Below are 26,330 nucleotides of genomic sequence, written 5' to 3' on the forward strand. Positions count from 1 at the left end.
TTCGCTCGGGTCAGTCTAGGTAAGGATCTCCCGGGCGCCGCGCCTAGGCTTGCCTGCATGTTCACCCTCGCTGTCCCGGCCACCGCCTTCGGCACCAACTGCTACGTCGTTGCACCGGAACGCGGCGAGGAGTGCGTTGTGATCGACCCCGGCTTCGGGGTGGTCGACCGACTTCGGGACGCGCTGCGGGAGAACGGTTTGCGACCCGCGGCGGTGCTGCTCACCCATGGCCACCTCGACCACACGGTCAGCGTCGCCCCGGTCTGCGCCGGCACCGTGGGCGCCTACATCCACACCGACGACCGCTACCGCCTGACCGACCCGCGCAAGGGACTCTCGGAACCGATGTGGGCGATGCTCCAGCAGGAGTTCGGCGGGTCGTTCCAGTGGTCGGAGCCCGAGGAGGTCCACGAGTTCACCGATGCGGCGCAGCTCGAGATCGCGGGCCTCACCTGGGGGGTGCGCCACGCGCCGGGGCACACCGAGGGCAGCGTGCTGTTCGACGTGGCCGACGTGCCGGCCCAGGTGGCCCAGGCGGGTTCGGACCTGCGGGCCAGCACCTTCACCGGCGACGTGCTCTTCGCCGGCTCCATCGGCCGCACCGACCTGCCCGGCGGCGATCCCGCGGCCATGCAGCGCTCCCTGAAGGAGGTCGTGCTGCCCACCGCCGACCACACGATGGTGCTGCCCGGCCACGGGCGACCCAGCACCATGGCCCACGAGCGGGCGTCCAACCCCTACCTCCAGGGTCTCTGAGCCCCGCCCCCGGCCCACCTCAGCGCGGCGGGCCCGAGCGCGGACCCGGGAGCCGCACCCCCAGCGAGCGGGCCTGTGCCTGCGCGAGCTGCCGCACCACCTCCGGGTCGCCCCGCCGCCAGGCGTCCAGCGGATCGCGGTCGATGGAGGCCAGCGTGCCCACCGGCAGCGTGGCCAGTCCCCGCAGGGCCAGCAGCCCCTCGGGGTCGTCGACCCGGCGCAGCGTGGAGGCCAGGGAGCGGGAGCGCAGCAGGAAGTGCAGCCGGAAGGGCAGCCACACGGCCAGTGCGGTGATGATGGGGCCGGCGCTCACGAGCATCCACAGCATGTCCGCGAGGCTCTCCCCGGAGGCCAGCAGGTCCTGCCCGGTCTGTGCCACCGGGTCGCCCACCCCCAGCAGCCCGTCGAGCACGCCGGCCAGGGAGTCACCCACCCAGGGCAGGTCCGAGAGCTGCCCGTCGGCGGTGGCCACCCCGTCGTTGATGCGCCCGCCGGTCTCCACCAGCCGCTCGGCGGGCTCGAAGCGTTCGAGCGTGCGCTGGTGGACCGCTCGACCGATGAGCACCCACAGCACGGTCCACCCGACGACCAGGAGGTCGGCCAGCACCTGCAACGAACGACGGGCGGGGGCGGAGGAGTACCAGGCCATGGGGCCAGCCTGCCGCACACTGGTGGCATGAGCGCCCGCAGCACCGCCCAGCCCTCCGTGGACAGCCCCCTGTGGCCTGCGGTGGAGGAGTGGTTGGCCCACCTGGCGGTGGAGCGGGGGCTCTCGGCGAACACCACCAGCGCCTATCGCCGGGACCTGGTCGCCTGGGTGACCCACCTGGAGACGGCCGGTCGCGCCAGCTGGCCGGGGGTGCGGGCCGCGGACGTCCGCGAGCACCTGGCCGAGCTCACCGCATCGGGCAGGGCGCGCAGCACGGTCACACGGATGGTGGTGGCAGTGCGCCGCTTCCACGCCTTCGCCCTGCAGGAGGGGTGGGTGGAGGTGGACGTGGCGGCCGACGTGCCGCCACCGGCCGCCGTCCAGCCGCTGCCCAAGGCCCTGTCCCTCGATGAGGTGGCGCGCCTCATCGAGTCGACCGGGCCGGTGGAGGGCGGGGGCGATGCGGTGGAGCTCGCCGTGGCGCGCCGCGACCGGGCCGTGCTGGAGCTGCTCTACGGCACCGGGGCCCGCGTCTCGGAGGTGACCGGCCTGGACGTCGACGACGTGGACCTCGAGGGACGGGTGGTGCGGCTGGTGGGCAAGGGCTCCAAGGAGCGCCACGTGCCCCTGGGTGGCGCGGCGGCTGCGGCCGTGGGGGACTGGTTGAGTGCCGGGCGCCCGGTGCTCGCGGCCCGGGGCAGCGGGGGTGCGGCACTGCTGCTGAACCAGCGGGGACGACGGCTGGGGCGGCAGAGCGCTTGGGCTGCGGTGGCGGCGGCCGGACGGCGCGCCGGATTGGGGGAGTCGTTGAGCCCGCACACCCTGCGGCACAGCTATGCGACCCACCTGATGGCAGGCGGGGCGGACGTGCGGGTGGTGCAGGAGCTGCTGGGGCACGCCTCGGTGACCACCACGCAGATCTACACGCGGGTGACGCCTGATCACCTGCGTGAGGTCTTCCAGGAGTCGCATCCCCGCGCGCGGTGAGTGCATCACTCTCAGGTTGAGGGTCAGGTGAGGGTGAGGGTGAAAGTCAGGGATGGGTCGGCCGGTGTGTGGCGCTGTAGGGTGGCACCCGTCGGACAGGAGAGGACCTTCACCGTGAGCGATCGCTCGGACACCCGTGACCACGCCGTGGCGACCCAGCCGTCGCTGGCCGACTTCGACGTGCCCGCGGCCGAGCCCCGCGGACGTGGCGAGGCCCCCACCACGCCCCTGCGCCTCGACGACTTCCCAGCACCCGCACCCCTGCAGCAGCACGGCCCGGCCCGGGTGATCGCCCTGTGCAACCAGAAGGGCGGCGTCGGCAAGACCACCACCACCATCAACCTCGGGGCCGCGTTGGCCGAGCTCGGGCGCCGCGTGCTGCTGGTCGACTTCGACCCCCAGGGCGCGCTCTCGGTGGGGATGGGGGTGCGCACCGGGGACGGCGACCGCACCATCTACGACCTGCTCATGGCGCCGGCCCGCGAGCTGGACGTGCGCGAGGTCATCCACAGCACCCCCACCCCGGGGCTGGACGTTCTGCCGGCCGACATCGACCTCTCCGCGGCCGAGGTGCAGCTGGTCAACGAGGTGGCCCGCGAGCAGGCCCTGGCCCGTGTGCTGCGCCCGGTGCTCGGTGACTACGACGTCGTGCTCATCGACTGCCAGCCCTCGCTGGGACTGCTCACGGTCAACGCGCTCACCGCTGCGCACGGCGTGATCATCCCGTTGGAGACCGAGTACTTCGCCCTGCGCGGCGTGGCGCTGCTGGTGGAGACCATCGAGAAGATCACCGACCGCCTGAACCCGGTGCTGCAGATCGACGGCATCCTGCCCACCATGGTGGACGGGCGCACCTTGCACAGCCGCGAGGTGGTGGCCAGCGTGACCGAGCACTTCGGGGAGCTGGTCTTCACCACGCCCATCCGGCGCACGGTGAAGTTCCCCGACGCCACCCTGGCAGCGGAGCCCATCACCTCCTACGCCCCCACCCATGCCGGCGCCGATGCCTACCGCCGCCTGGCGCGAGAGCTCGTGGCCCGGGGCGGGGTGGCCTGACCGACTCGGCCACACTGTCCCGGTGACCGATCCGTCCGAGACCCCGCTGCCGCAGACACCGGGGGGAGTCCTGACCCACCACCGCCCGGTCGCCTTCCACGTGCACCAGGCGGCCTACGACGGGCCCTTCGACCTGCTGCTGGGGCTCATCTCCAAGCACCGGCTGGACATCACCGAGATCGCGCTGGCGGCGGTCACCGACGAGTTCATCGCCCACCTGCGCGAGGCCCAGCAGGCGGCGGCCGAGGCGCAGGCGGCGGGGGATCGCGCCGCATCGGCCTGGCTGCTGAGCGAGCTCTCGGAGTTCCTCGTGGTGGCCTCCACGCTGCTGGAGCTCAAGGCCAACCGACTGCTGCCCGCCGAGACCCGCTCGGAGATCGAGGACCTCGAGTTCATCGAGGCGCGCGACGTGCTGTTCGCCCGTCTGCTGCAGTACCGCGCCTACAAGCAGGTGGCGGGGTGGATGCAGGAGCGCTCCGGTGAGGCCGGTGGCGCCGTGCCGCGCATGGCCGGGCTGGAGGAGCGATTCGCCAGCGTGCTGCCGGACCTGGTGATGACCATCACGCCGGAGCAGCTCGCCCTCATCGCCGCCGGGGCCCTGAGCCCGCGCCCGGAGCCGGTGGTGGGGGTGGACCACCTGCACGCCCCGACGGTGAGCGTCACCGAGCAGGTGGCCGTGATGACCGAGCGGCTGCAGCGGGCGGGCCGGCTGGCCTTCGCCGAGCTCATCGCCGACGCGGTCACCCGCCTCGAGGTGGTGGGTCGCTTCCTGGGCGTGCTGGAGATGCTGCGCGCCGGCTCGGTGGACGTGGAGCAGTCCACACCGCTGGGACCCATGGAGGTCGTGTGGACCGCCGGTCCGGTGGGGGCAGACTGATGCCCGTGAGTGACCCGCAGATGACGCCCGAGACGCCCGCCCCGGTCGACACCCCGCTCCAGGACCTGCCCGCCGCGCTGGAGGCCGTGCTGATGGTGGTGGACGAGCCGGTGACCCCGCAGGAGCTCGCCGAGGGACTGGGTGCGCCGGTGGATGCGGTGGAGTCCTGCCTCGCGAACCTCTCGGCCACCTACACCGCCCAGGGCCGCGGTTTCGACCTGCGCTCGGTGGCCGGCGCCTGGCGGATGTACTCGCGCCCGGAACACGCCGACGCGGTGGAGCGTTTCCTCATCGGCGGACGGCAGGCCCGGCTCACGCAGGCCGCGCTGGAGACGCTGGCGGTCATCGCGTACCGTCAGCCGATCAGTCGGGGCCGGGTGGCAGCGGTGCGCGGCGTCAACGTGGACGGCGTGGTGCGCACCCTGACGGCGCGCGGCCTCATCGCCGAGGTCGGCAGCGAGCCCTCCGGTGCCGTCCTCTACGGCACCACCCACCAGTTCCTGGAGCGCATGGGCCTGGACGACCTCAGCGGGTTGCCGGACCTGGCGCCCTTCCTGCCCGATGCGGGGGACCTGGAGGAGATCGCCTCGGGCATCGGCCTGAAGCAGCAGCCGCCGGCACCCGATGACACGACGCAGCAGACGCAGGAGAGTGAGCAGGCATGACACGCCGCGACAACGGCACCGGCCGACCCAACGGCCAGGGCAAGCGGGGCACCGGTGGCTTCGGCCCGGTGCGCAAGCGCCGTGCCCGCCCGGGCGGCAACCGCCCGGACCACGACGTGCACGACAACCAGGGGGAGCGGCTGCAGAAGGTGCTGGCCGCCGCCGGCCTGGGCTCGCGCCGCGCCTGCGAGCAGATGATCGCCGACGGCCGCGTGGAGGTCGATGGGGTGCCGGTGCTGGAGCTGGGCGTCCGCATCGACCCCACCAGGCAGAAGGTGGCCGTGGACGGGCTGCCCGTGCAGCTGGACGACTCGAAGGTCTACCTGGTCTTCAACAAGCCGGTGGGCGTCATCTCGACCATGGAGGACGAGGAGGGTCGCCTCTCGGTGGGTGACTACACCTACACCCGCAAGGAGCGCCTGTTCCACGTGGGTCGGCTGGACCAGGACACCTCCGGGCTGCTGCTGCTCACCAACGACGGCGAGCTGGCCCACCGCCTCCAGCACCCGAGCTACTCGGTGCCCAAGACCTACGTGGCCAAGGTGCCGGGCCCGGTGAAGAAGGGCCTGGGCAACACGCTGCGCGAGGGCGTGGAGCTCGAGGACGGCGTGGTGAAGGTGGACGACTTCTCGGTGATCGGCTCGCAGCCGGGCTGGGCGCTGGTGCAGCTGGTGATCCACGAGGGGCGCAAGCACGTGGTGCGTCGTCTGCTGGAGACCGTCGGCTACCCGGTGGAGGAGCTCGTGCGCACCCAGGTGGGGGAGATCCGCCTGGGTGACCTGCGCCCGGGCAACCTGCGCGCCGTCACCCCCGACGAGCTGGCCCGCACCCTGAAGCAGGTGGGCCTCTGATGCGGCTGCCCTACTCCACCACGCGCCGTCACCCCCGTCTGGACGAGCTCGACGTGCCGGTGACGGTCGCCATCGACGGCCCGTCGGGCTCCGGCAAGTCCACGGTGGCCCGCACGCTGGCCATGGCCTTCGACCTGGCCTACCTGGACACCGGGGCGATGTTCCGTGCGCTCACCTGGGCCGCCCTGGACGAAGGCGTCGACCTGCTTGATGTCGATGCGGTGGCGCACCTTGCGCGCACCGCTCCGCTGCGCCAGTCCACCGACCCGGGGTCCCCGGGCGTCTGGGTGGGCGAGGCCAACGTGAGCCGTGACATCCGTGAGAGCCGCATCTCGGCGCAGGTCTCCGCGGTGGCCACCAACCTGGACGTGCGCGGCGAGCTGGCCCGTCGCCAGCAGGAGATCATCGCCGGCGCCCGCACCGGCGGCCGCGGCATGGTGGCCGAGGGGCGCGACATCACCACTGTCATCGCCCCCGATGCGGAGGTGCGCATCCTGCTGACCGCTGATGAGGAGGCGCGCCTGCGCCGCCGCCAGCGCCAGTCCGGTGGGCGCCAGGTGTCCGCCAGCACCCGTGACGAGGTGCTGCGCCGCGACCGTGACGACTCCACCGTCTCCAACTTCACCACCGCCGCCGACGGCGTCACCACCATCGACACCTCCGACCTGGACCTCACCGGGTCCGTGGAGGCCGTCGTGCAGGTGGTGCTCCAGCGTGCTGGCCGGACCCCCGAGGGAGCAGCATGAGTCAGGACAAGTACGACGAGACCGAGGTGGAGCAGGTCGACCCCCATGCTCCCGAGACCGAGGTGGAGGTCGCCTACGCCACAGCGCTGAAGGCGGGCCTGGACGAGTTCGAGCTCGAGGCGGAGGACGCGGCCCTCATCGAGGCCGACGGCGACTTCGACGAGCACGGCAACCAGGTGCAGTCGCTGCCCGTGGTGGCCATCGTCGGCCGCCCGAACGTGGGCAAGTCCACGCTGGTGAACCGCTTCCTGGGCCGCCGTGAGGCCGTGGTGCAGGACGAGCCGGGTGTGACCCGTGACCGCGTGACCTATCCCGCGGAGTGGAACGGCGTGCCGTTCATGGTGATGGACACCGGCGGCTGGGAGATCGACGCCAAGGGCATCCAGAAGCACGTGGCCCAGCAGGCCGAGGTGGCCGTGGAGCTGGCGGACGTGGTGATCTTCGTGGTGGACGCCACGGTGGGTGCCACGGACGCCGACGAGGACGTGGTGAAGCTGCTGCGCCGCTCGGACAAGCCGGTGCTGCTGGTGGCCAACAAGGTGGACGACCTGCACCTGGAGGGCGAGGCCGCGGCCCTGTGGAACATGGGTCTGGGGCAGCCGTGGCCCGTCTCGGCACTGCACGGCAAGGGCTCGGGTGACCTGCTCGACGAGGTGCTGGCCAGCTTCCCCGCCGAGCCGTCGTCCGATGCGGGGCGCGTCGTCGGCGGGCCGCGCCGGGTGGCCCTGCTGGGGCGTCCGAACGTGGGCAAGTCCTCGCTGCTGAACCGGCTGGCGGGGGCGGACCGCGTGGTGGTGGACAACGTCGCCGGCACCACCCGGGACCCGGTGGACGAGTACATCGAGCTGGGTGGTCGCACCTGGATGTTCGTGGACACCGCAGGCATCAGGCGCCGGGTGCACCAGACCCGCGGGGTGGACTTCTACGCTTCGCTGCGCACGCAGAGCGCGCTGGAGAAGGCCGAGGTGGCCGTCGTCCTCATCGATGCCGGTCAGGAGATCGCCGAGCAGGACATCCGGGTGGTGCAGCAGGTGATCGACTCCGGGCGGGCGCTGGTGATCGCGTACAACAAGTGGGACACGACCGATGAGGAGCGTCGCCACTATTTGGAGCGGGAGATCGAGCGTGACCTGGTGCAGGTGCCGTGGGCGCCCCGGGTGAACATCTCGGCCACCTCCGGGCGCCACGTGGACCGGTTGGTGCCGGCGCTGGACCAGGCGTTGGAGAGCTGGGACGCCCGCATCCCCACGGGGCGGTTGAACTCGTTCCTGGGTGAGGTCGTGGCGGCGCACCCGCACCCGGTGCGCTCGGGCAAGCAGCCCCGCATCCTGTTCGCCACCCAGGCGTCCAGCCGGCCGCCGAAGTTCGTGGTGTTCTCCTCGGGCTTCCTGGAGCACTCCTACCGGCGGTTCCTGGAGCGCAAGCTGCGGGAGCGGTTCGGGTTCGAGGGGTCGCCCATCGAGATCTCGGTGCGGGTGCGCGAGCGTCGGCGCCGCTGAGGCCCTGCTCCCGGCGTGGCCTCGCCGCGCCGGGGGACCGGGTTGGGAACCAGTCCCACCGATGGGTTATGGTTCTCTTCGCTCCGCATGCGGGGCGATCGGGCTGTGGCGCAGTTTGGTAGCGCACTTGACTGGGGGTCAAGGGGTCGCAGGTTCAAATCCTGTCAGCCCGACCATGTGATGTCCCAGGACATCTGAAACCCCCGAACCTGCGGGTTCGGGGGTTTCGTCGTGTCTGGGGGCCCATCCGTTCGCGGGGACCCCACTCAGACCGCGCGCACCCGGCGCCGCAGCGTCGGCAGCGTGGCGAGCGCCAGCAGCGCGATGGCTGCGGTCACCAGGTAGAGCAGGGGGTACCCGCCGATGCTGGTGACGGTGGGCGCCGCGATGACCGGGGCCAGCACCTGCGGCAGTGTGCTGCCGATGCTGGCGACACCCAGCAGCGTCGCGCGGGTGCGTGGGTCCGGCAGCGCGTTGGTGATGATGGCGACGTCCACACCGAGGAAGAGGCCGTAGCCCACACCGAGCAGGAGCACGGCGGTGACGATGAGGGGCATGGTGCCGGCAAAGGCCAGGGTCACCGCGCCCACGGCGAGCACGAGGCACGCGCCGGCGGCCAGGGGCGTGCGCCGCCCGATGCGGTCGGACAGGGGGCCCGCCAGGGCAGCGGCCGTGCCGGCCACGGCCACGTAGGCGACGGTCAGCACGAGAACCCAGGTGGCGGGTTCGTCCACCCGGGCCCGGTCGGTGAGGAAGTACAGCAGGTAGAGCAGCCCGATGGCGCTCACCAGGTTGAGCAGGAAGCGCAGCGAAAAGGCCGCGACGAACACCCGGTCGATGCGGACGGACCGCAGCTGGAGGCGGCGCTCGCCCGCCCGCATCGGCTGGTCGCTGGCCTGGTCCGTCGGCACGTCCGCCGGCAGGCGCCGGTCCAGCACCACGAAGGGCGCGATCAGCAGGGGCACGGCGACAGCGACGGCCAGGTAGCCCAGGAAGACCTCACCGATGACCACGGCCACGGCGGTGCCCACGACGGTGCCGACGAGCTGGGCGACACCGAACAGGGAGCCCACCAGTCCGCGCCGCGCGTCGGGCACCCGGTCGGCGATCAGGGCGGTGAGCACGGCGAAGGGCCCGTTGAGGCCGGTCTGCGCGATGAGCCACCCCATCGTGACGAGCGCCGGCGTGTGCGCGAAGGGCAAGATCATCAGACCCGCGATGGCGAGCAGCACCCCGGCGACCAGCACGGGGAGGCGGGAGTGGCCGCGGGCGCGGAGCCGGTCGGACAGCGCACCCCATGCCGGGTTGGCGATCATGGCGGCGGCCGCACCCGACCCGGTGACCAGGGCGAGCACGGACTCCTTGCCGGTGCCCGCGATGTGCTCCACCTGTGTGGGGAGCAGGATCTGCAGGGGGCCGTACCAGCCGATCGCGACGCCGACGGTCGCCATCACCAGGGCGGCGATCCACCCGCGTCCCGGAGAGCTGGGGGGCAGCGCGCCGCGTGCCTCGAGTGGCTCGGCCATGAGGTCATGCTCCTTCCGACGGTGCAGCGGACCACCCGGAGGCAGTGTAGGAGGCAGTCGGGAGGGTGCGTGGGACAGTGGAGAGGTGAGTGACCACCCGTCCCTGACCGCCCTGTCACTGGGGGTGAAGGCCGCCCTGCTGTCCGGGGCCAACGTGTGGCAGACCCGCACCATCGGGCGCCTGGGCATCCCGTCGGTCTGGACCAGCGACGGACCGCACGGCCTGCGCAAGCAGGCGGGCGATGCCGACCACCTCGGCATCGGCCAGAGCGAGCAGGCCGTGTGCTTCCCGACGGCGGCGACGCTCGCCAACAGCTGGGACGAGTCCCTGCTCACCGAGGTGGGGGCGGCCCTGGGGAGGGAGGCCATCGAGCACGGCGTGCAGGTGCTCCTGGGCCCCGGCCTGAACATCAAGCGCAGCCCGCTCGGGGGGCGGAACTTCGAGTACCTCTCCGAGGACCCCGAGCTCTCCGGCCGGCTCGCCGCGGCGTACGTCCGCGGGGTGCAGTCCGAGGGGGTGGCGGCCACCCCCAAGCACTTCGCCGGCAACAGCCAGGAGCTGGACCGGCTGGTCTCGGACTCGGTCATCGACGAACGGACCCTGCGGGAGATCTACCTCACCGCCTTCGAGATCGTCGTCCGCGAGGCGGGGCCGTGGGCGCTCATGTCCTCCTACAACCGGCTCAACGGCACCTACACGCACGAGCACCGGCAGCTGCTCGCCGACATCCTGCGCGACGAGTGGGGCTTCGACGGGGCCGTCGTCTCCGACTGGGGCGGCGTCAACGACCCGGTCGCCTCCGTGGCCGCCGGCGGCACCCTGCAGATGCCCTCACCGGGGTTCGTGGCCGCGCGCGCCGTGACCGAGGCGGTCGAGTCCGGGGCGCTGGCCGAGTCCGATGTGGATGCTCGCGTGGGCGAGATCCTGCAGCTGGTGCAGCGCACCACCGCGCGCAGTGATCGTCCCGTCGTCGATGCGGAGGCCCACCACGTGCTGGCGCGCCGAGCCGCCGCTGCCGGGGCGGTGCTCCTCCGCAACGTCGACGGCGTGCTGCCGCTGGCCGCCGGAACGCGGGTCGCCCTGGTCGGGGACTTCGCCCGGACCCCCCGCTACCAGGGCGCCGGCTCCTCCCTGGTCACCCCCACCCGGCTCACCACGCTCCTGGGCGACGTGCCTACCCCGGCGGTCGACCTCATCGGCTACGCGGCGGGGTACCGACGGGACGGGACCACGGCACCGGAGCTGCTCGCCGAGATCGCCGATGCGGCGCACGGGGCCGAGGTCATCGTCCTCGCCCTGGCTGTCCCCGAGGCCGACGAGTCCGAGGGGCGCGACCGCCCCCACCTGCGCCTCCCGCAGGGGCAGCTCGACGCGCTCGCCGCCGCAGCCGACACCGGCGTGCCGGTCGTGGCGGTCATCGCCGGCGGCGGTCCGGTGGAGACGCCGTGGCTGGGGCGGACGGCCGCCCTGCTCCACGGCCACCTCGGCGGACAGGCCGGCGCCGAGGGACTCTGGGACGTCCTCACCGGCGTGGTCGAGCCCGGCGGGCGGTTGGCCGAGACCCACCCGCGGGTCCTCGCCGACGACGCGACCGCCACCCGCTTCCCGGCCCCCGGACCGACGGCCGAGTACCGCGAGGGGCCCTTGGTGCGCTACCGCCACCACGCCAGCGCGGGCATCGAGCCGGCCTTTCCCTTCGGCTTCGGCCTGGGCTACACCACCTTCGGGTACGAGGGGCTGGTGGTGACCGATACCGGAGCGTGCTTCACCGTGCGCAACACCGGGGAGCGTCGCGGGGCCGAGGTCGCCCAGCTCTACGTCCAGCGCACCGGTCCCAGCGCCGTGGTGCGCCCGGCCCTGGAGCTCAAGGGCTTCGAGAAGCTGTGGCTGGACCCCGGCGAGGAGCAGGTGGTCACGATCCCGTTCGGCCAGCGCACCTTCCGCTTCTTCGACGTCCGCACCCACGACTGGCAGGTGGAGGCCGGGCAGTACCGGGTCCACGTCGGCCCCCACAGCATGCACCTGCCGCTGCGAGCGGATCTCACCGTGGCGGGCACCGTCCCCGAAGGCTCCCTGGACCCCGCCCTCGCCCCCTACCGGCGGGGAGACGGCCGCGAGATCCCCGCCGCCGCCTTCGCCGCGCTGCTCGGGCGGCCCCTCCCGCCGTCCGCCTGGGACGTGCCGCCGCTGACCGAGAACACCCCGCTGCACCAGCTGCGCCAGGCACCCAGCTGGTTCGGCAGGCGCCTGTTCGACCTCCTGGACTGGAGCATGCGCCGCGCCGAGGCGACCGGGCGTCACGCCCTGGAGGTGGGGCACGTGTTCCACGGCCCCTTCCGCACCCTGCACACCATGACCGGCGGCACCGTGCCGACCGAGGCCACGGCGGCCGTGCTGACGATCGTGAACGGCCGCCCCCTGCGCGGGATCGGAGGCCTCGTCGTGGCGCTCGTCCGCGGCGGCCTCCGTGAGCGGTGTGCCCGCAGGGCCTTCGATGCGGCCGCGCGTGCCCGCTGAGGCATCCCCTCAGCGCGGGGTGTCGCGCCCGTGGCTCCAGGCCGCCCACATCCGCGCGTAGAACCCACCCCGGGCCAGCAGCTGGTCGTGGGTTCCCTCCTCCACCACCCGGCCGGCGTCCATGACCACGATGCGGTCGGCGCGGGAGGCCTGGTCCAACCGGTGTGCCACCACCAGGGCGGAGCGACCCCGCGACACCTCCTCGGCGGCCTCCTCCAGGGCCTCCGCCCCCGCGGACCCGGCCTCGGCGGTGGCCTCGTCCATGATCACGATGGCGGGGTCCAGCAGCAGCACCCGCGCGAGCGCCAGCTGCTGTGCCGCCACCGGGTCGACGGTGAGCCCGCGCGCCCCGACCACCGTGTCCAGACCCAGCGGCAACCGCTCGAACCACGTCCGTGCCCGCACCCGGTCCAGCGCGCGCAGCAGCTCCTCGTCGGTGGCCCCGGGCCGGGCAAGGGTCAGGTCCTGGCGCAGCGTGCCGGAGAAGACGTGCACCTCCTGGCTCACGCTCGCCAGCCGCGCGATGCGCTCGGCGTCGGAGAGCTCGGCCACCGGGAACCCGTCCACCAGCACCTCGCCGACGTCGGGCACCCGCAGCCCTGCGAGCAGGGCGGCCACCGTCGTCTTGCCCGCACCGGAGGCCCCCACCAGGGCGACCGTCTCCCGGGGGCGGATCGTCAGGTCCACGTCACGGACCGCCCATCCGCCGCCGTAGGAGAAGCCCACACCGCGCAGCTCCACCCGCCCCTGTGGCGCGGCCACGCCGCTGTCGGGCACGGCCACCGGTGGGTCCACCACGACGCCCACGATGCGGGCGAGCGAGGCGTAGCCCGACTGGACCACGTCCAGCACGCGCATGAACTGGTTCAGCGGCCCACGCAAGCGGATGATCATCAGCACCGCGCCGGTCACGGCACCCACCGTCACCTCATCGGCCTCCACCAGGCGGTACCCCACGTACAGGGTGATCGCCAGCATCAGGAACTCGGCCACGAGCACCCACACATTCAGCAGGAGCATCGTGGTGCGCGCCCGCACGGCCGTCACGACCACCGACCAGGAGGCCGCCCCGATGCCGGAGCGCACCTGGTCCTCCATCGAGAAGGCCCGCACCGTGGCCCGGCCGCGGATCGCCTCCAGCACCCGGCGTGCCCGCTCCGCCATCGCTCCGCGCTCCTGCGCGTAGCGCCCCGGGGCGCGCCGGAGGTACTGCCGTGCCGCCACCACGTACAGCGGGCCCACCAGCAGCGGCACGGTGAGGAAGCGCCAGTCCACGGTGGTGAGCGCCACCACCGTGGCCGCCACCGTGAACACCGACGTGGAGAGCGTGGGCACCGTCTCGGTGACCGCGGTGGACAGCTCGGCCACGTCGTCGGTGGACCGGCTCACCAGGTCCCCGCTGCCGGCGTCCTCCACGCGGTGCGTCGGCAGCCCGAGGGCCGTGCCGACCATGTCCTGGCGCAGCGTGGCGATGAACCGCTCGAACACCTGCGCGAGCAGGTAGAAGCCGCACGCGCTCAGGGCCGCACCCGCCACGGCGGCGGTGACCAGCCACAGGCCGAGCTGCCACAGGGCCAGCTGGGAGTCGCCCGCCACGAGGTCGACGATGCGGCCCATGACCTGCGGCACCAGCACCGCGGCGTAGGCCCCGAGCCCCAGCAGCACGACGGCCAGCAGCAGGGTGGCGCGGGCGCGCGGCATGCGGTCCACCAGCTGCGCCACCTCGCGCCGCACCTGCCCGAGGGTGGCCACCGGGAAGCGCATACCGGTGTCCGGTGGTCCCGTCGGGGCGCCGGGCGCCGCCACCGGGGCGCTCACGGGGCCACGTCCCGATGCGGTGACTCCAGCAGCGTCGCCAGCTCACCGGCCTCCCAGCGCATGTCCGCCAGGCCCCGCCAGGCGGGGGACTCGGTGACCACCACGGTGGCCAGCTGCCCCCGCATCGTCGCGATGTTCTGGGCGATGGCGTGCTCGGTCACCGAGTCGACGGCGGTGGTCGGGTCCTGCAGAACCAGCACCTCGGGTGCGGCGGCCAGCGCCCGGGCCAGGGCGACCCGCTGCCGCTGGCCGCCGGACAGCATCCGCCCGTTCTCACCGACCCGCTTGTCGCCACCTCCGGGGATGTCGGCGCAGCAGGCCGCCTCCAGCGCGGCCGCAGCGCGCTCGGGGTCGGGGTGGACGTTGTCGGCCACGGTGCCGTCGAACAGGTCGGCCGCGTGGGGCGCCACGACCACCCGGGTGCGGGGGAGCGCCTCCAGCCGGGCCAGGGTGTCGTGCCCCACCGTCCCGCCGACAACGGTCAGGCCGCGGGGCAGCCCGGAGATCACGGCGCGCGCCACCGCATCGTCGAGCGGGCTGGGACGCTCGAAGTCGGCCGAGAGCACCTCCCGGATGCGTTGGCCGGACGCCCCGGCCGACGCCCACCGGGACGCGAGATTGCGACCGAACATCGTCATCGGGGTGACGAGGAACTGGGTCAGGCCCACCACCGTGATCAGCTCGCCGACGGTGATGCGCCCCTGCAGGGCCAGCCAGCCCGCGGCCAACCCCAGGCTCGTCACGAACAGGGCGCCGGCCGCCTCGGTGGCGCCGTTCAGCTGGGCCTGCGCCGCGTTGGCGTGCACCGTGCGGCGGTAGGCGAGGCCGGACACCTCGTCGTAGCGACCGCGCACGGTGACGATGGCCCCCAGCCCCTTGAGGATGCGCAGCCCCTGCACCACGTCCGCCGCCGTGGCCGCCGCGTCGGCGACGGCCTCCTGCCGGGCCACCGACCGGCGCTGCAGCGGCCGGGCCACCCACAGCGCCACCACCACCAGCAGCGGCCCGCCCACCAGGGTGGCCAGGCTCAGCCACGGGTTGATGGTGAACATCATCGCCGCGCCGTAGGTGATGGCGGCGGCCTCCGCCACCGGCATCACCGTCATCATCACCACCTCGCCCACGCGGGTGGTGTCGGACGAGGCCACCGACAGCAGGCCGCCGGCGGTCCGGTCGCGGCCGGCGAACCCGCGCGGATCACCGATGCGGTCGGTCACCAGGGTCCGCAGGTCGTGGCTCACCAGCTGCTGGCTGCGGATCATCAGGAAACGGGCCGTCCAGTTGGCTGCGATCGCCACCAGGAACAGCCCAGCCAGGACCAGCACCCACCGGACCAGGGCATCCCATGTGCCGGGGGCCACCGCATCGTCCACCGCGCGGCCCACGACCACCGGGGTGAGGCCGTTGCAGACGAAGGCGACCGCCATGGCCCCCGAGGCCACCAGGCTCCAGGGGCGCTGCGAGAGGGCGACCTTCAGGGTCCACCACCGGGCGTCCACCGGGGGGATCAGCGAGGGACGGACCTGCGGCCCGGGAACGCGTGCTCCCTCCTGCACCCCACCAGACCTCGGGGCGGCGGGGGAGGTCATGGGCGGGGATGCTACCCGCGCGCCGCCTCAGGCGGGCGGCAGCGGGCGGGGGCTTCCCTCGTCGTCGGTGGCCACGAAGGTGAACTCCCCACGAGTGATGAGGTGCTCGGCCTCGGCGTGCCGGTCGCGCGACCAGGCCTGCACGGTCACCTGCAGGGAGGTCCGGCCCTCGCGGACCAGCTCGGCGTACACCGAGACCTCGGACCCGACGGTCACGGGCCGGTGGAAGGACATGCTCTGCACGGCAACCGTCGCCGCTCGCCCGCGCGAGCGCCGGGAGGCCACGGAGGAGGCGGCCAGGTCCATCTGCGCCATGAGCCAGCCGCCGAAGATGTCGCCGTACATGTTGGCGTCACCGGGCATCGCGGTGACACGGATGGTGGGCGCCTGGCCGGGCGGCTGGTCACCGGCGACGTCCACGGACAGGGGGTGGTGGGTGCGATCAGCGACCGCCCCGGAGGTGTGCGTAGGCATGCAAGCCCCGTTTCTCTTCTGGCCCGGTGACCCCGCCGGGCGAATCGGCTGCGGCCGAGGCAGGTCTCCTGGCTCGCGAGTCGTCGGCGGCTCCCTGACCTTCCCGGCACGCGGCCAGTGGTCGTTCGGCGGGAGGCGCCTCGTCGCACACAGTTGCGGGGACAGCGTCGGCTGGACACCTGCTGGCGTCGCCCGACTTCCCTCTTCGCCACCCGGTGGGGGTGGACCTCGACGCCGGCGAGTGTACTGACCGCCAGCGGCCACCGCGGGCGCAGTGGCCGGCCCGCACCGCGCCCGTGAGACGCTGACCCGATGGGACGCATCACCGTCCGCCGGCCGATCCGGCGCATCCGCGGCGACGAGCCGCCCCGGCGTGTGGTGGACACCCTCGCCGCGGAGGAGCCGCTGGAGATCCGCATCGCCGGCCGGCCCCTGGCGGTCACCATGCGCACCCCCGGCCACGACGTGGAGCTCGCCACCGGCTTCCTGGTCTCCGAGGGCATCATCCGCGCCGGGAGCGACCTCCGCGCCGCCATCCACTGCGGTGGCCCCGGCACCAGCCCCGGCACCGGCCAGCCCAACACCTACAACGTGCTCGACCTGGCGCTCGCCGACCACGTGCCGCCCCTGCCCGCCTCGGCCGAGCGGAACTTCTACACCACCAGCAGCTGCGGAGTCTGCGGCAAGGCCAGCATCGATGCCGTGCACACCGTCTCCGCGCACGACCTCCACGCCGATGCGGTGAACCTCACCCCCGAGCGCATCGCCGGGTTCCCCGAGAGCCTGCGTGCCGCGCAGGAGGTCTTCGAGCGCACCGGCGGTCTGCACGCCGCGGGCCTGTTCGATCCGGCCACTGGCGAGGCGCTGGTGGTGCGGGAGGACGTGGGGCGCCACAACGCCGTGGACAAGGTGGTGGGCTGGGCCGCCCAGCACGACCGGCTGCCCGCGACCGGCCTGGTGCTGCAGGTCTCCGGGCGGGCCAGCTTCGAGCTGGTGCAGAAGGCGGTCATGGCCGGCATCCCGGTGCTCACCGCCGTCTCCGCGCCCTCGTCGCTGGCGGTGGAGCTCGCGGACTCCTCCGGGCTCACGTTGGTGGGCTTCGTGCGGGGCCGGACCATGAACGTCTACACCCACCCCGAGCGGGTCGTCGGGGCCGGTGAACCGGCTGCCGGGTAGTAGGATCCGGCGGCACGGCACGGAACCTGACAGCCGGGTCCGGGAAGGGAGTGGCATGGACCGGCAGCCCGCGCGCCAGGGTCCGGCCAACCTCATCGAGCAGCTCCTGGCCCAGCCGCTGGAACCGGCCTACGAGGCCGAGCACGCACGGCGGTCGCGCCCCGGGGCCCCTCGTCCGACGCCGCGGGCGCGCCTCGCCTCCCGCCTGGCGATGTTGCTGACCACCGTGCTCATCGGCGTGGTCGTCGTGGTGGGCTACCAGACCCTGCGAGCGCCCGATGCGGTGTCCTCCCCCCGCGCCGAGCTCGCCCAACGTCTCTCGGAGCGGCAGCAGCTGCAGCGGGAGCAGTCCGATGCCCTCGCGCGCGAACAGCGGGCGGTGGAGGAGGAGCAGCGGCGTGCGCTGACCAGCGGGGGCCGGGACGACCTGGCCGAGACCTACCAGGCCCACGCCTCCGCGGCCGCGGCCACGGAGGTGAGCGGCGACGGGCTGCGCATCCGACTCGACGACCCGGCCGTGGAGGACCCCGCGCAGCGCGTCATCGCCGCCGACCTGCAGCGGCTGGTGAACCTGCTGTGGACCGCCGGGGCCGAGGACGTCGCCATCAACGGTCACCGCCTCAGCGCCACCGCGGGCATCCGCTTCGCCGGCAAGGCGCTGGTGGTGGACTTCCGCGCCCTGGACCGGCCCTACACCATCGAGGCCATCGGCCCGGAGGACCTGCCGGCGCGGTTCGACGAGCTCGGGGGCGACACCCAGCTCTCGGTGCTGCGCGACGACTTCGGCATCCAGGCCCGCCTGGACCGGGCCTCCGGCATCGTGCTGGCACCGGACCCGACCCTGACCCTGCACCACGCCCGCCCGATCACCGTGGAGGCCCCATGATCCCCATCCTCGGACTCGTCCTCGGCATCGTGCTGGGGGTCTGGTTGCAGCCGGACGTTCCCCTCTGGCTGGAGCCCTACCTGCCCATCGCCGTGATCGCCGCCCTCGATGCGGTGTTCGGCGGCGCCCGCGCGGCGCTGGAGGGCATCTTCTCGGAGAAGGTGTTCGTGGTCTCCTTCCTGTCCAACGTGGTGGTCGCTGCCTTCATCGTGTGGATCGGGGACCAGCTGGGGGTCGGCGCCCAGCTGACCACCGGGGTGGTGGTGGTGCTGGGGCTGCGCATCTTCAGCAACGTCGCCGGAATCCGGAGGCACCTGTTCCATGCCTGACCCGCAGCAGGAAGCGCCCCGCTCCGGGAGGCCCCGCACACCGGCGCCGCGTCCCGATCGTCGCCGCGGCTGGCGGGCGCTGACGGGCCCGGGCAGCCTCACCGTGGCCGTGCTCCTGGGCGCCCTCGGTTTCGCCCTGTCCACCAGCAGCCTCGACCGTTCCCGGGACACCGTGCGTGAGCTCACCGAGGCCGAGCTGGTGGAGCTCCTGCACGACGTGGAGCAGCACGACGACGAGCTGGACGACCAGCGCCGGGTGCTGCTGCAGCAGAAGGCGGCGCTCGCCGCCGGCCAGGACAGCTCCGAGGCGGAGCGGCAGGCCCGCGCGAGGGCGCAGGAGCTCGGCATCCTCGCCGGCGTCGTGCCCGCCTCCGGCGAGGGCATCCACATGACCATCCCGGTGGCGGGGGAGCTCGGTGCCCCGGCCCTCCTCGATGCGGTGCAGGAGCTCCGTGATGCCGGTGCCGAGGTGCTCGAGGTGAACGATCGGCGGGTGGTGGCCTCCACGTGGTTCGTCGACGACACCGAGGGGCGCGTGGTCATGGACGGCGAGCCGTTGGAGCCGCCCTACCGCATCGAGGCGATCGGACCGGCCCAGACGATGGCGACCGCCATGGAGATCCCCGGCGGCGTGGTGGAATCGGCCCAGCAGGAGGGCTCGACGGTGCGGGTGCTGGTGCTGGACGACGTCCGCATCGAGTCCACCGTCCCGCTCGACGGGTGAGTCTCCCGCGCCCGGGAGGACCACCCGACTAGGATTGCGGCAACCATCACCCGAAGGAGTGCGATGAGCGACATGGAATACCCCCAGGACCTGCTCTACACGGACAAGCACGAGTGGCTCCGTGAGGCCGGCGACGGCGTCTACCGGGTCGGGATCACGGCCTACGCCCAGGACGCCCTGGGTGACGTCGTGTTCGTGACCCTGCCCGCCGTGGGGGACACCTTCTCCCGCGACGACGCCGCCGGCGAGGTCGAGTCCACCAAGTCCGTCAGCGACGTGTACTCCCCGCTGACCGGTGAGATCACCGCCGTGAACGAGGCCCTGGACGCCACCCCGGAGGCCGTGAACACCGACCCCTACGGCGAGGGCTGGATGTTCGAGATCAAGGTGAGCGAGGCCAGCGAGGTCGAGGAGCTCATCGACGCCGAGGCCTACGCCGCCACGCTCGACTGAGGTCGACCCACCCTCGACGGGTGTCGGGCCGCAGGGCCCGGCACCCGTCGCCCCTCATCCGACCGTCGTCCCTCCTCTGAAAGGATCAGGCGCATGACCTCCAACCCGGGGGAGACTCCGCACCTGCCCGACGCTGCGACCGCCCGCATCGAGGTGGCCGCCGGCGCGCCGACGGGAGGACTCACCCGCCCCCCCGGCGTGATGTCCGACGTGGACGCGGAGATGATCGCGGCGCTGCGCCCCGGCACCGCCCTGCTCCTGATCCCCAGTGGCGCCTCCGCTGGCGCCCGGTACCTCCTCGATGAGGAGCAGTCGAGCGTGGGGCGTGCGCCCGACGCCGACATCCTGCTGGACGACGTGACCGTCTCCCGGCACCACGCCCGCTTCGAGGCGACCCCCGAGGGTTCGTTCCGGGTGGTCGACACGCGCTCCACCAACGGGACCTACGTCAACGGCGAGCCCGTGGAGTCCGCGGACCTGGCCGAGGGGGACGTGGTGCAGATCGGCAAGTTCCGGCTGACCTTCCACCCCGCGACCTCCCTGGACGCATGACCGCGGAGGGGCGCCACACCATCGGGCAGGTGGTCCGGGAGCTCTCGGGGGACTTCCCGGACCTGACCATCTCGAAGGTGCGCTTCCTGGAGGGCAAGGGCCTGATCACGCCCGAACGCACTGCCTCGGGGTACCGGCTCTTCTCCGACCACCAGGTGGAGCGGCTGCGCTTCGTCCTGACCTCGCAGCGGGACCGCTTCTGGCCGCTGAAGGTGATCGCCGACGCCCTGGACCAGATGGACCGGGGCCTGGAGGTGGACCTGGACGCCCCTGCACCGGGCCGTCCGGCGCCACCCCCGCAGGGGGCGCTCCGGGCAGCCGGCGGGGCACCCGTCGATGCGGGGTCCTTCGCTGCCGGGGAGGGGAGCGTGCGGGTCAGCCGCGCCGAGCTCTGCCGCAACGCCGAGGTCACCGCCGAACAGCTGCAGGACATGGCCTCGTTCGGGTTGGTCCAAGCAGACAAGGACGGCTGGTACACGGCGCTGGACGTGGAGATCGCCCGGGCCGTGGGCACGTTCGCGAGCTTCGGCCTGGAGCCGCGCCACCTGCGCATGTTCCGCCTGGCCGCGGACCGTGAGGCCGCGCTGGTGCAGCAGACGCTCACCGCCTTCCGTCCGGCCCCGGAGCAGCGGGACGAGATGCGGGCACAGCTCGCGGCCGCGTGCCTGTCGCTGCACGTGGCCCTGGTGCGGGCAGAGCTCGGCTGAGCCGCCCGGCGAGCGCCTCCCGGGCCTCACCCTCGACCTGAGGATGAGGCGCCTGTGGCCGCCGTGACGGTCCGGCGTGGCGGCGTTGCCTCCCCGGGGGTGGGGCAGTACCGTCGTCCTCGTGACCACCACTCCGCCTGCACAGGGCCCCCAGGGAGAGCAGGAGACCCTGTTCGAGGACCCTGCCGCCGCTGCCCGCGACGCGCTGGGCTACCGCGGCCCGCAGGCCTGTGCCGCGGCGGGGGTCACCTACCGGCAGCTGGACTACTGGGCGCGCACCGGGCTGCTGAGGCCCAGCGTGCGGGGCGCCAGTGGCTCGGGTACCCAGCGCCTGTACTCGTTCCGCGACATCGTGGTCCTGAAGATCATCAAGCGCCTGCTGGACACGGGGGTCTCCCTGCAGCAGATCCGCGTGGCCGTGGACGCCGTGGCCGACCGGGGCGCGGACGACCTGGCCTCGTTGACCCTGATGTCCGACGGTGCCTCGGTGTACGAGTGCACCAGTGACGATGAGGTGATCGACCTGGTCCGCGGGGGGCAGGGGGTCTTCGGCATCGCGATCTCCAGCGTCTGGCGTGAGGTCGAGGGGAGCCTGGGGGAGCTGCCCGGGGTGGACGGCAAGGACGCCGTGGTCGACGAGCTCGCCGCTCGCCGCTCCCGCCGCGGCGCCTGAGCCCAGATCGTTCCCCTGCGGGGTCGCACGTCGTACACTCGCTGGTGCTGTCGACCCTGCGGGGGAGAGTCCCGCTACGGGACGCCGAAGGAGCAACCTCCCCGGAATCTCTCAGGCGCACGGACTCCGCGGACGAGGCAACTCTGGCCGGCCCCTGTGCCCACAGAGGGGGAGTGAACTCCGACCCACGCAACGACGCGAGGAGGACCCTTGGTTCCCGACGGCACCACACCCACCCCCGCCCACGAGGCCACGGAGGCGCCGGTCTTCGACGCCACCGACGAGCTGGGCCTGCACCACGAGCCCGACTTCGTGGCGCGCCACATCGGCCCCCGCCAGGAGGACGTGGAGCGCATGCTCGAGGTGATCGGCCAGCCGAGCCTCGACGCCATCATCTCCACGGCGGTGCCCTCCGGCATCCAGGGTGACGAGCAGCTGCCCTTCTCCGCGGCCCCCACCGAGCAGGCCGCCACCACCGAGATGCGCGCCTACGCCGACCGCAACACGGTCTCGCGCTCCATGATCGGCCTGGGTTACTACGGCACCCACACCCCGCCGGTGATCCTGCGCAAGATCCTGGAGAACCCGGCCTGGTACACGGCCTACACGCCCTACCAGCCCGAGATCTCGCAGGGCCGCCTCGAGGCGCTGCTGAACTTCCAGACCATGTGCGCCGAGCTCACCGGCCTGACCACCGCCGGCGCCTCCCTGCTGGACGAGGGCACCGCCGTCGCCGAGGCCATGACCGTCATGCGCCGCACCGCCAAGGTGGGCGCCAAGGACAACAGCGCCGTGCTGCTGCTGGACTCCGGTCTGCTGCCGCAGTCCATCGCGATCACCCAGACCCGCGCGGAGCCGCTGGGCATCCCGGTGGTCGTGGCCGACCTCTCCGGGGTGGACTCGGTGGAGTCGCTGCGCGAGGCCGCCGGTGACCGGGACGTCTTCGGTGTGATCGTGCAGTACCCGGCCCTCGACGGCGCCATCCGCGACTGGCGGGCGCTGGCCGATGCGGCGCACGAGGCCGGTGCGCTGGTCACCGCCGCCGCCGACCTGCTGGCCCTCACCCTGCTCACGCCCCCCGGCGAGTGGGGTGCCGACGTCGCGGTCGGCACCACCCAGCGCTTCGGCGTGCCGATGGGCTTCGGTGGCCCGCACGCCGGCTTCATGGCCGTGCGCGAGGGGCTGGAGCGCACCCTGCCCGGCCGCCTCGTGGGCGTGTCCGTGGACGCGGAGAACAAGGTGGCCTACCGCCTTGCCCTGCAGACCCGTGAGCAGCACATCCGCCGTGAGAAGGCGACCTCCAACATCTGCACCGCGCAGGTGCTGCTGGCCGTCATCGCCTCCATGTACGCCGTGTGGCACGGCCCGCAGGGGCTGCGCTCCATCGCCCAGGACGTGCACGGCAAGGCTCGCCGCCTGGCCAGCTCGCTGTCCGCCGGTGGTGTGGAGGTGCTCCACGAGGACTACTTCGACACCCTGGCCCTGCGCGTGCCCGGCAAGGCCGGCGAGGTCGTGGCGGCCGCCCGTGAGCAGGGCGTGCTGCTGTGGGAGCAGGACGCCGACACCGTGCTGGTCAGCGTGGACGAGACCACCCTGAGCGAGGACCTGCAGGTGGTGGCCGATGCCTTCGGGGTCACCCTCGAGGGTCGCCTGGGCCCGGCCCTGGAGCTCACCTGGCCGGAGGACCTGCAGCGCACGAGCGAGTACCTCACGCCGGAGGTCTTCCACCTGCACCGCTCCGAGACGCAGATGCTGCGCTACCTGCGCTCCCTGTCCGAGCGTGACTACGCGCTGGACCGCGGCATGATCCCGCTGGGCTCGTGCACCATGAAGCTCAACGCGACCACGGCCATGGAGCCGATCACCTGGCCGGAGTTCGCGACCCTGCATCCCTTCGCCCCGGTCGAGCACTCCGAGGGCATCCGCGCGCTCATGGACGAGCTCTCGCAGTGGCTCTGCGACATCACCGGTTACGACGCGGTCTCCCTGCAGCCCAACTCGGGTGCCCAGGGTGAGCTGGCCGGCCTGCTGGCCATCCGCGCCTACCACCGGTCCAACGACCAGGGTCACCGCAACATCTGCCTCATCCCGGCCTCGGCGCACGGCACGAACGCGGCCTCGGCCGTGATGGCCGGCATGAAGGTGGTCGTGGTGAAGACCGCCTCCGGCGGTGACGTCGACATGGACGACCTGCGCGCCAAGATCGAGAAGCACGGTGACGACCTGGCCGCGATCATGGTGACCTACCCGTCCACGCACGGTGTCTTCGAGGACACCATCAGCGACCTGTGCGCCCTGGTGCACGAGGCCGGCGGCCAGGTGTACGTCGACGGCGCCAACCTGAACGCCCTCATCGGCGTGGCCCGCCCGGGCAAGTTCGGCGCCGACGTCAGCCACCTGAACCTGCACAAGACCTTCACCATCCCGCACGGTGGTGGTGGTCCCGGGGTCGGCCCCATCGGTGTGCGCGAGCACCTGGCGCCCTTCCTGCCCAACCACCCGCTGGTGGAGCAGGCAGGTCCGAGCACCGGGGTGGGACCGATCGCCGCGGCACCGTGGGGCTCGGCCAGCATCCTGCCCATCCCGTGGGCCTACATCCGCATGATGGGCTCGGCCGGTCTGAAGCGCGCCACCCGGGTGGCCATCCTGTCGGCCAACTACATCGCCGCCCGCCTCAACGAGCACTACCCGGTGCTCTACACGGGCAACGACAACCTGGTGGCCCACGAGTGCATCCTCGACCTGCGCGAGATCACCAAGGAGACCGGCGTGACCGTGGACGACGTGGCCAAGCGCCTCATCGACTACGGCTTCCACGCCCCCACCATGTCCTTCCCGGTGGCCGGCACGCTGATGGTGGAGCCCACCGAGTCCGAGTCGCTGTCCGAGCTGGACCGCTTCATCGACGCGATGATCGCCATCAAGGGCGAGATCGATGCGGTGGCGAAGGCCGGCAACGCCGACGACTCGATCCTGCGTCACTCGCCGTACACGGCGCTGTCGATGGCGGGGGAGTGGCCCTACGAGTTCGCCCGCGCCGAGGCGGTCTACCCCGAGGGCGTGAACCCGGCGACCAAGTACTTCCCGCCGGTGCGCCGCATCGATGGGGTGTACGGCGACCGCAACCTCGTGTGCTCCTGCCCGCCGCCGGAGGCGTTCGAGGACTGAGCACCGCGGCACCCCGCCGCAGTGTTCCCCCCCGTGGAGCCGGTCACGCCCCGCAGCGTGGCCGGCTCCGCCGTGTGAGGATGGGGCAGGACATCACGGAAAGGGCAGGGCCATGGGTGCTGAGGTCGAGAAGACGGAGTACTCCGCGGAGGACCGGATGCGCTTCCGGCGCGAGGTGAACCAGGAGCTGGAGACCTTCGCCTGGATGCTGGCCCACGCGGAGTTCGACTCCACCTTCCCCAAGATCGGGCTGGAGCTGGAACTCAACCTCGTGGACCACGAGATGCAGCCCTCGATGTCCAACGACGACGTGCTGGACCACCTGGGGGAGCACTTCCAGTCCGAGCTCGCCCGGTTCAACATCGAGGTGAACGTCTCGCCCCGCCCGGTGGCCACCGGGGCCTCACCCTCGCTGGAGCACGTGGTGCTGGACCACCTGCGGGAGGCGGAGGAGGCCGCGGCGGAGGCCGGCTGCCGCATGGTTCCCATCGGCATCCTGCCCACGCTCCGCTCCGAGCACCTGCAGGGGGAGTGGATCTCCCGCGGGGCCAGGTACACCGCCCTGGAGAAGGCGATCCTCGCCGAGCGCGGCGGGGAGGGTGCCACCCTGGACATCACCGGCCCCACCGGCGAGCGCATCGAGATGTACGTGCCGGACATCGCCCCGGCCGCAGCCTGCACCTCCCTGCAGATGCACCGCCAGGTGTCGCCGGAGAACTTCGCCACCTTCTGGAACGCCGCGCAGCTGGTGTCCGCGGTGCAGGTGGCCGTGGGGGCCAACTCCCCGTTCCTGTTCGGCAAGCGGCTGTGGGCCGAGACCCGCATCCCGCTGTTCGAGCAGGTGCTCGACACGCGCACCCCGGAGCTGCGCAACCAGAACGTGCGCTCGCGGGCCATCTTCGGGCGCGACTGGATCACCTCTCCGGCAGACCTGTTCCGAGAGAACATCGGCTCCTACCCCGCCCTGCTGCCGGAGCTGTTCGAGCTGCCGGCCACCGAGGGCGGGCCGGGCAGTGCCCACCCCGGAAACCTCAAGGGTCAGGCCCCGGAGCTGCCGCGCCTGCTGCTGCACAACGGCACCGTGTGGAGGTGGAACCGGGGCATCTACGACGTGGTCGACGGCGTACCCCACCTGCGCGTGGAGAACCGGGTGCTCCCCGCCGGCCCCACGGCGGCGGACACGCTGGCCAACTGCGCGCTCTACTACGGCCTGGTGCGCACCCTGGTGGACCAGAGCCCCCACGCCTGGGTCGGGTTCGCCCACGCCGAGGCCGAGCGAAACTTCTACGCGGCGGCCGAGCACGGCCTGGACGCGAAGCTGCGCTGGCCCGGGTTCACCGGCCCCGTCCCGGTCACCCAGCTGGTCACCGAGCACCTGATCCCGCTGGCACGGGCCGGTCTGCTCTCCGGCGGGACCACGCCCGAGGACGCCGACACCTACCTGGGCACCGTCCGGCGTCGGTGTGAGAAGGGTGTCAACGGTGCGGTGTGGCAGACCCGGGCGGTGGAGCAGCTGGAGGGCCAGGGCATGGACCGCGATGCAGCGCTCACCGAGATGACCCGCCTGTACTGGGAGAACAACGCCACGCACGCCCCGGTGGACCAGTGGCCGCTGCCGGCCTGAGCGGGCCCTGAGCGCCCGGCCCACGCC

24 protein-coding genes, 1 tRNA gene and 2 riboswitches are annotated in these 26,330 nt (G+C 72.7%); of the genes, 20 read left to right on the top strand and 5 right to left on the bottom strand.

Going from position 1 to position 26,330, the window contains the following annotated elements; all coding sequences use genetic code 11:
• The first annotated feature begins 57 nt into the window (after positions 1 to 57).
• Entirely contained in the window at positions 58 to 756 is a 699-nt protein-coding gene (locus ACEY2A_RS03070; RefSeq protein ID WP_374929410.1) for an MBL fold metallo-hydrolase, read from the top strand.
• Positions 757 to 775: 19 nt separating this feature from the next.
• On the opposite strand, the gene ACEY2A_RS03075 is transcribed toward ACEY2A_RS03070, so the two are convergent.
• A complete protein-coding gene (locus tag ACEY2A_RS03075) occupies positions 776 to 1,405 on the bottom strand; it encodes a hypothetical protein (protein ID WP_374929411.1) in 630 nt (209 codons plus the stop codon).
• Positions 1,406 to 1,432: 27 nt separating this feature from the next.
• Between ACEY2A_RS03075 and ACEY2A_RS03080 the strand changes: the two genes are divergently transcribed.
• The 8 genes from ACEY2A_RS03080 (at position 1,433) to ACEY2A_RS03115 (ending at position 8,262) form a co-directional block, all read left to right on the top strand.
• Positions 1,433 to 2,392 carry a site-specific tyrosine recombinase XerD gene (locus ACEY2A_RS03080; RefSeq protein ID WP_374929412.1) on the top strand — a complete coding sequence of 320 codons (960 nt, stop codon included), beginning with the start codon at positions 1,433 to 1,435 and terminating at the stop codon, positions 2,390 to 2,392.
• A 180-nt stretch (positions 2,393 to 2,572) separates the two neighbouring features.
• Positions 2,573 to 3,448 carry a ParA family protein gene (locus ACEY2A_RS03085; protein WP_374929962.1) on the top strand — a complete coding sequence of 292 codons (876 nt, stop codon included), beginning with the start codon at positions 2,573 to 2,575 and terminating at the stop codon, positions 3,446 to 3,448.
• A gap of 22 nt (positions 3,449 to 3,470) precedes the next feature.
• A complete protein-coding gene (locus ACEY2A_RS03090) occupies positions 3,471 to 4,325 on the top strand; it encodes a segregation and condensation protein A (RefSeq protein ID WP_374929413.1) in 855 nt (284 codons plus the stop codon).
• Positions 4,325 to 4,990, top strand: coding sequence for an SMC-Scp complex subunit ScpB (gene scpB, locus ACEY2A_RS03095; RefSeq protein ID WP_374929414.1), 666 nt, complete (start codon positions 4,325 to 4,327; stop codon positions 4,988 to 4,990). The genes ACEY2A_RS03090 and scpB overlap by 1 nt, the downstream gene beginning before the upstream one ends.
• Positions 4,987 to 5,841 (top strand): pseudouridine synthase, encoded by an 855-nt coding sequence (locus tag ACEY2A_RS03100; RefSeq protein WP_374929415.1) that lies wholly within the window; start codon positions 4,987 to 4,989, stop codon positions 5,839 to 5,841. The genes scpB and ACEY2A_RS03100 overlap by 4 nt, the downstream gene beginning before the upstream one ends.
• Positions 5,841 to 6,587 (top strand): (d)CMP kinase, encoded by a 747-nt coding sequence (gene cmk, locus ACEY2A_RS03105; protein WP_374929416.1) that lies wholly within the window; start codon positions 5,841 to 5,843, stop codon positions 6,585 to 6,587. Before ACEY2A_RS03100 ends, cmk begins: the two co-directional genes overlap by 1 nt.
• On the top strand, positions 6,584 to 8,086 hold the full coding sequence (der, locus tag ACEY2A_RS03110) for a ribosome biogenesis GTPase Der (protein ID WP_374929417.1): 1,503 nt from the start codon (positions 6,584 to 6,586) through the stop codon (positions 8,084 to 8,086). Before cmk ends, der begins: the two co-directional genes overlap by 4 nt.
• A 99-nt stretch (positions 8,087 to 8,185) precedes the next feature.
• Positions 8,186 to 8,262 (top strand) — tRNA-Pro (locus tag ACEY2A_RS03115).
• Between the two features lie 90 nt (positions 8,263 to 8,352).
• On the opposite strand, the gene ACEY2A_RS03120 is transcribed toward ACEY2A_RS03115, so the two are convergent.
• A complete protein-coding gene (locus ACEY2A_RS03120) occupies positions 8,353 to 9,612 on the bottom strand; it encodes an MFS transporter (RefSeq protein WP_374929418.1) in 1,260 nt (419 codons plus the stop codon).
• Positions 9,613 to 9,697: 85 nt separating this feature from the next.
• Here ACEY2A_RS03120 and ACEY2A_RS03125 point away from each other — a divergent pair, with 85 nt between their 5' ends.
• Positions 9,698 to 12,130, top strand: coding sequence for a glycoside hydrolase family 3 N-terminal domain-containing protein (locus tag ACEY2A_RS03125; protein WP_374929419.1), 2,433 nt, complete (start codon positions 9,698 to 9,700; stop codon positions 12,128 to 12,130).
• Positions 12,131 to 12,139: 9 nt separating this feature from the next.
• On the opposite strand, the gene ACEY2A_RS03130 is transcribed toward ACEY2A_RS03125, so the two are convergent.
• From ACEY2A_RS03130 to ACEY2A_RS03140, 3 genes are read right to left on the bottom strand one after another with little or no spacing between them, the layout of a single operon-like run.
• Entirely contained in the window at positions 12,140 to 13,948 is a 1,809-nt protein-coding gene (locus tag ACEY2A_RS03130) for an ABC transporter ATP-binding protein (protein ID WP_374929420.1), read from the bottom strand.
• The gene (locus tag ACEY2A_RS03135; protein WP_374929421.1) at positions 13,945 to 15,537 is read right to left on the bottom strand and encodes an ABC transporter transmembrane domain-containing protein; all 1,593 of its coding nucleotides are present in this window, start codon (positions 15,535 to 15,537) and stop codon (positions 13,945 to 13,947) included. Before ACEY2A_RS03135 ends, ACEY2A_RS03130 begins: the two co-directional genes overlap by 4 nt.
• A gap of 27 nt (positions 15,538 to 15,564) precedes the next feature.
• The gene (locus ACEY2A_RS03140; protein WP_374929422.1) at positions 15,565 to 16,011 is read right to left on the bottom strand and encodes an acyl-CoA thioesterase; all 447 of its coding nucleotides are present in this window, start codon (positions 16,009 to 16,011) and stop codon (positions 15,565 to 15,567) included.
• A gap of 40 nt (positions 16,012 to 16,051) precedes the next feature.
• Positions 16,052 to 16,257: riboswitch (cobalamin riboswitch) on the bottom strand.
• A gap of 66 nt (positions 16,258 to 16,323) precedes the next feature.
• Here ACEY2A_RS03140 and fdhD point away from each other — a divergent pair.
• The 10 genes from fdhD to ACEY2A_RS03190 all read left to right on the top strand — a co-directional run bounded on the left by fdhD (position 16,324) and on the right by ACEY2A_RS03190 (position 26,303).
• On the top strand, positions 16,324 to 17,187 hold the full coding sequence (gene fdhD, locus ACEY2A_RS03145) for a formate dehydrogenase accessory sulfurtransferase FdhD (protein ID WP_374929423.1): 864 nt from the start codon (positions 16,324 to 16,326) through the stop codon (positions 17,185 to 17,187).
• Between the two features lie 55 nt (positions 17,188 to 17,242).
• A complete protein-coding gene (locus tag ACEY2A_RS03150; protein ID WP_374929424.1) occupies positions 17,243 to 18,073 on the top strand; it encodes a DUF881 domain-containing protein in 831 nt (276 codons plus the stop codon).
• Positions 18,070 to 18,402, top strand: a complete 333-nt coding sequence (locus ACEY2A_RS03155) for a small basic family protein (protein WP_374929425.1) — start codon at positions 18,070 to 18,072, stop codon at positions 18,400 to 18,402. The genes ACEY2A_RS03150 and ACEY2A_RS03155 overlap by 4 nt, the downstream gene beginning before the upstream one ends.
• Positions 18,395 to 19,126, top strand: a complete 732-nt coding sequence (locus tag ACEY2A_RS03160; RefSeq protein WP_374929426.1) for a DUF881 domain-containing protein — start codon at positions 18,395 to 18,397, stop codon at positions 19,124 to 19,126. The genes ACEY2A_RS03155 and ACEY2A_RS03160 overlap by 8 nt, the downstream gene beginning before the upstream one ends.
• 63 nt (positions 19,127 to 19,189) lie before the next feature.
• Entirely contained in the window at positions 19,190 to 19,579 is a 390-nt protein-coding gene (gene gcvH, locus ACEY2A_RS03165; protein WP_374929427.1) for a glycine cleavage system protein GcvH, read from the top strand.
• Between the two features lie 93 nt (positions 19,580 to 19,672).
• Positions 19,673 to 20,131: an FHA domain-containing protein gene (locus ACEY2A_RS03170; RefSeq protein WP_374929428.1), complete on the top strand. Its 459-nt coding sequence runs from the start codon at positions 19,673 to 19,675 to the stop codon at positions 20,129 to 20,131.
• A complete protein-coding gene (locus ACEY2A_RS03175) occupies positions 20,128 to 20,838 on the top strand; it encodes a MerR family transcriptional regulator (protein WP_374929429.1) in 711 nt (236 codons plus the stop codon). Before ACEY2A_RS03170 ends, ACEY2A_RS03175 begins: the two co-directional genes overlap by 4 nt.
• A 121-nt stretch (positions 20,839 to 20,959) precedes the next feature.
• Complete coding sequence (locus ACEY2A_RS03180; RefSeq protein ID WP_374929430.1) at positions 20,960 to 21,511, top strand: MerR family transcriptional regulator; 552 nt, start codon at positions 20,960 to 20,962, stop codon at positions 21,509 to 21,511.
• 51 nt (positions 21,512 to 21,562) lie between these two features.
• Positions 21,563 to 21,648: riboswitch (glycine riboswitch) on the top strand.
• A gap of 73 nt (positions 21,649 to 21,721) precedes the next feature.
• Positions 21,722 to 24,679: an aminomethyl-transferring glycine dehydrogenase gene (gcvP, locus tag ACEY2A_RS03185; protein ID WP_374929431.1), complete on the top strand. Its 2,958-nt coding sequence runs from the start codon at positions 21,722 to 21,724 to the stop codon at positions 24,677 to 24,679.
• Positions 24,680 to 24,791: 112 nt separating this feature from the next.
• On the top strand, positions 24,792 to 26,303 hold the full coding sequence (locus ACEY2A_RS03190; RefSeq protein ID WP_374929432.1) for a glutamate--cysteine ligase: 1,512 nt from the start codon (positions 24,792 to 24,794) through the stop codon (positions 26,301 to 26,303).
• Positions 26,304 to 26,330 lie beyond the last annotated feature (27 nt).

Origin of the sequence: Kytococcus sedentarius (assembly GCF_041937525.1) — a bacterium.
In the GTDB taxonomy this organism is placed as follows: domain Bacteria; phylum Actinomycetota; class Actinomycetes; order Actinomycetales; family Dermatophilaceae; genus Kytococcus; species Kytococcus sedentarius_A.

Bases quoted from the DNA above. Each gene is read 5' to 3' on its own strand.
- ACEY2A_RS03075 (WP_374929411.1), bottom strand. From the start codon at position 1,405: ATGGCCTGGTACTCCTCCGCCCCCGCCCGTCGTTCGTTGCAGGTGCTG.
- der (WP_374929417.1), top strand. From the start codon at position 6,584: ATGAGTCAGGACAAGTACGACGAGACCGAGGTGGAGCAGGTCGACCCC.
- ACEY2A_RS03150 (WP_374929424.1), top strand. From the start codon at position 17,243: ATGGACCGGCAGCCCGCGCGCCAGGGTCCGGCCAACCTCATCGAGCAG.
- ACEY2A_RS03170 (WP_374929428.1), top strand. From the start codon at position 19,673: ATGACCTCCAACCCGGGGGAGACTCCGCACCTGCCCGACGCTGCGACC.
- cmk (WP_374929416.1), top strand. From the start codon at position 5,841: ATGCGGCTGCCCTACTCCACCACGCGCCGTCACCCCCGTCTGGACGAG.
- ACEY2A_RS03160 (WP_374929426.1), top strand. From the start codon at position 18,395: ATGCCTGACCCGCAGCAGGAAGCGCCCCGCTCCGGGAGGCCCCGCACA.
- ACEY2A_RS03155 (WP_374929425.1), top strand. From the start codon at position 18,070: ATGATCCCCATCCTCGGACTCGTCCTCGGCATCGTGCTGGGGGTCTGG.
- ACEY2A_RS03080 (WP_374929412.1), top strand. From the start codon at position 1,433: ATGAGCGCCCGCAGCACCGCCCAGCCCTCCGTGGACAGCCCCCTGTGG.
- ACEY2A_RS03140 (WP_374929422.1), bottom strand. From the start codon at position 16,011: ATGCCTACGCACACCTCCGGGGCGGTCGCTGATCGCACCCACCACCCC.
- ACEY2A_RS03100 (WP_374929415.1), top strand. From the start codon at position 4,987: ATGACACGCCGCGACAACGGCACCGGCCGACCCAACGGCCAGGGCAAG.
- gcvH (WP_374929427.1), top strand. From the start codon at position 19,190: ATGAGCGACATGGAATACCCCCAGGACCTGCTCTACACGGACAAGCAC.
- ACEY2A_RS03070 (WP_374929410.1), top strand. From the start codon at position 58: ATGTTCACCCTCGCTGTCCCGGCCACCGCCTTCGGCACCAACTGCTAC.
- ACEY2A_RS03120 (WP_374929418.1), bottom strand. From the start codon at position 9,612: ATGGCCGAGCCACTCGAGGCACGCGGCGCGCTGCCCCCCAGCTCTCCG.
- ACEY2A_RS03175 (WP_374929429.1), top strand. From the start codon at position 20,128: ATGACCGCGGAGGGGCGCCACACCATCGGGCAGGTGGTCCGGGAGCTC.
- ACEY2A_RS03135 (WP_374929421.1), bottom strand. From the start codon at position 15,537: ATGACCTCCCCCGCCGCCCCGAGGTCTGGTGGGGTGCAGGAGGGAGCA.
- fdhD (WP_374929423.1), top strand. From the start codon at position 16,324: ATGGGACGCATCACCGTCCGCCGGCCGATCCGGCGCATCCGCGGCGAC.
- scpB (WP_374929414.1), top strand. From the start codon at position 4,325: ATGCCCGTGAGTGACCCGCAGATGACGCCCGAGACGCCCGCCCCGGTC.
- ACEY2A_RS03190 (WP_374929432.1), top strand. From the start codon at position 24,792: ATGGGTGCTGAGGTCGAGAAGACGGAGTACTCCGCGGAGGACCGGATG.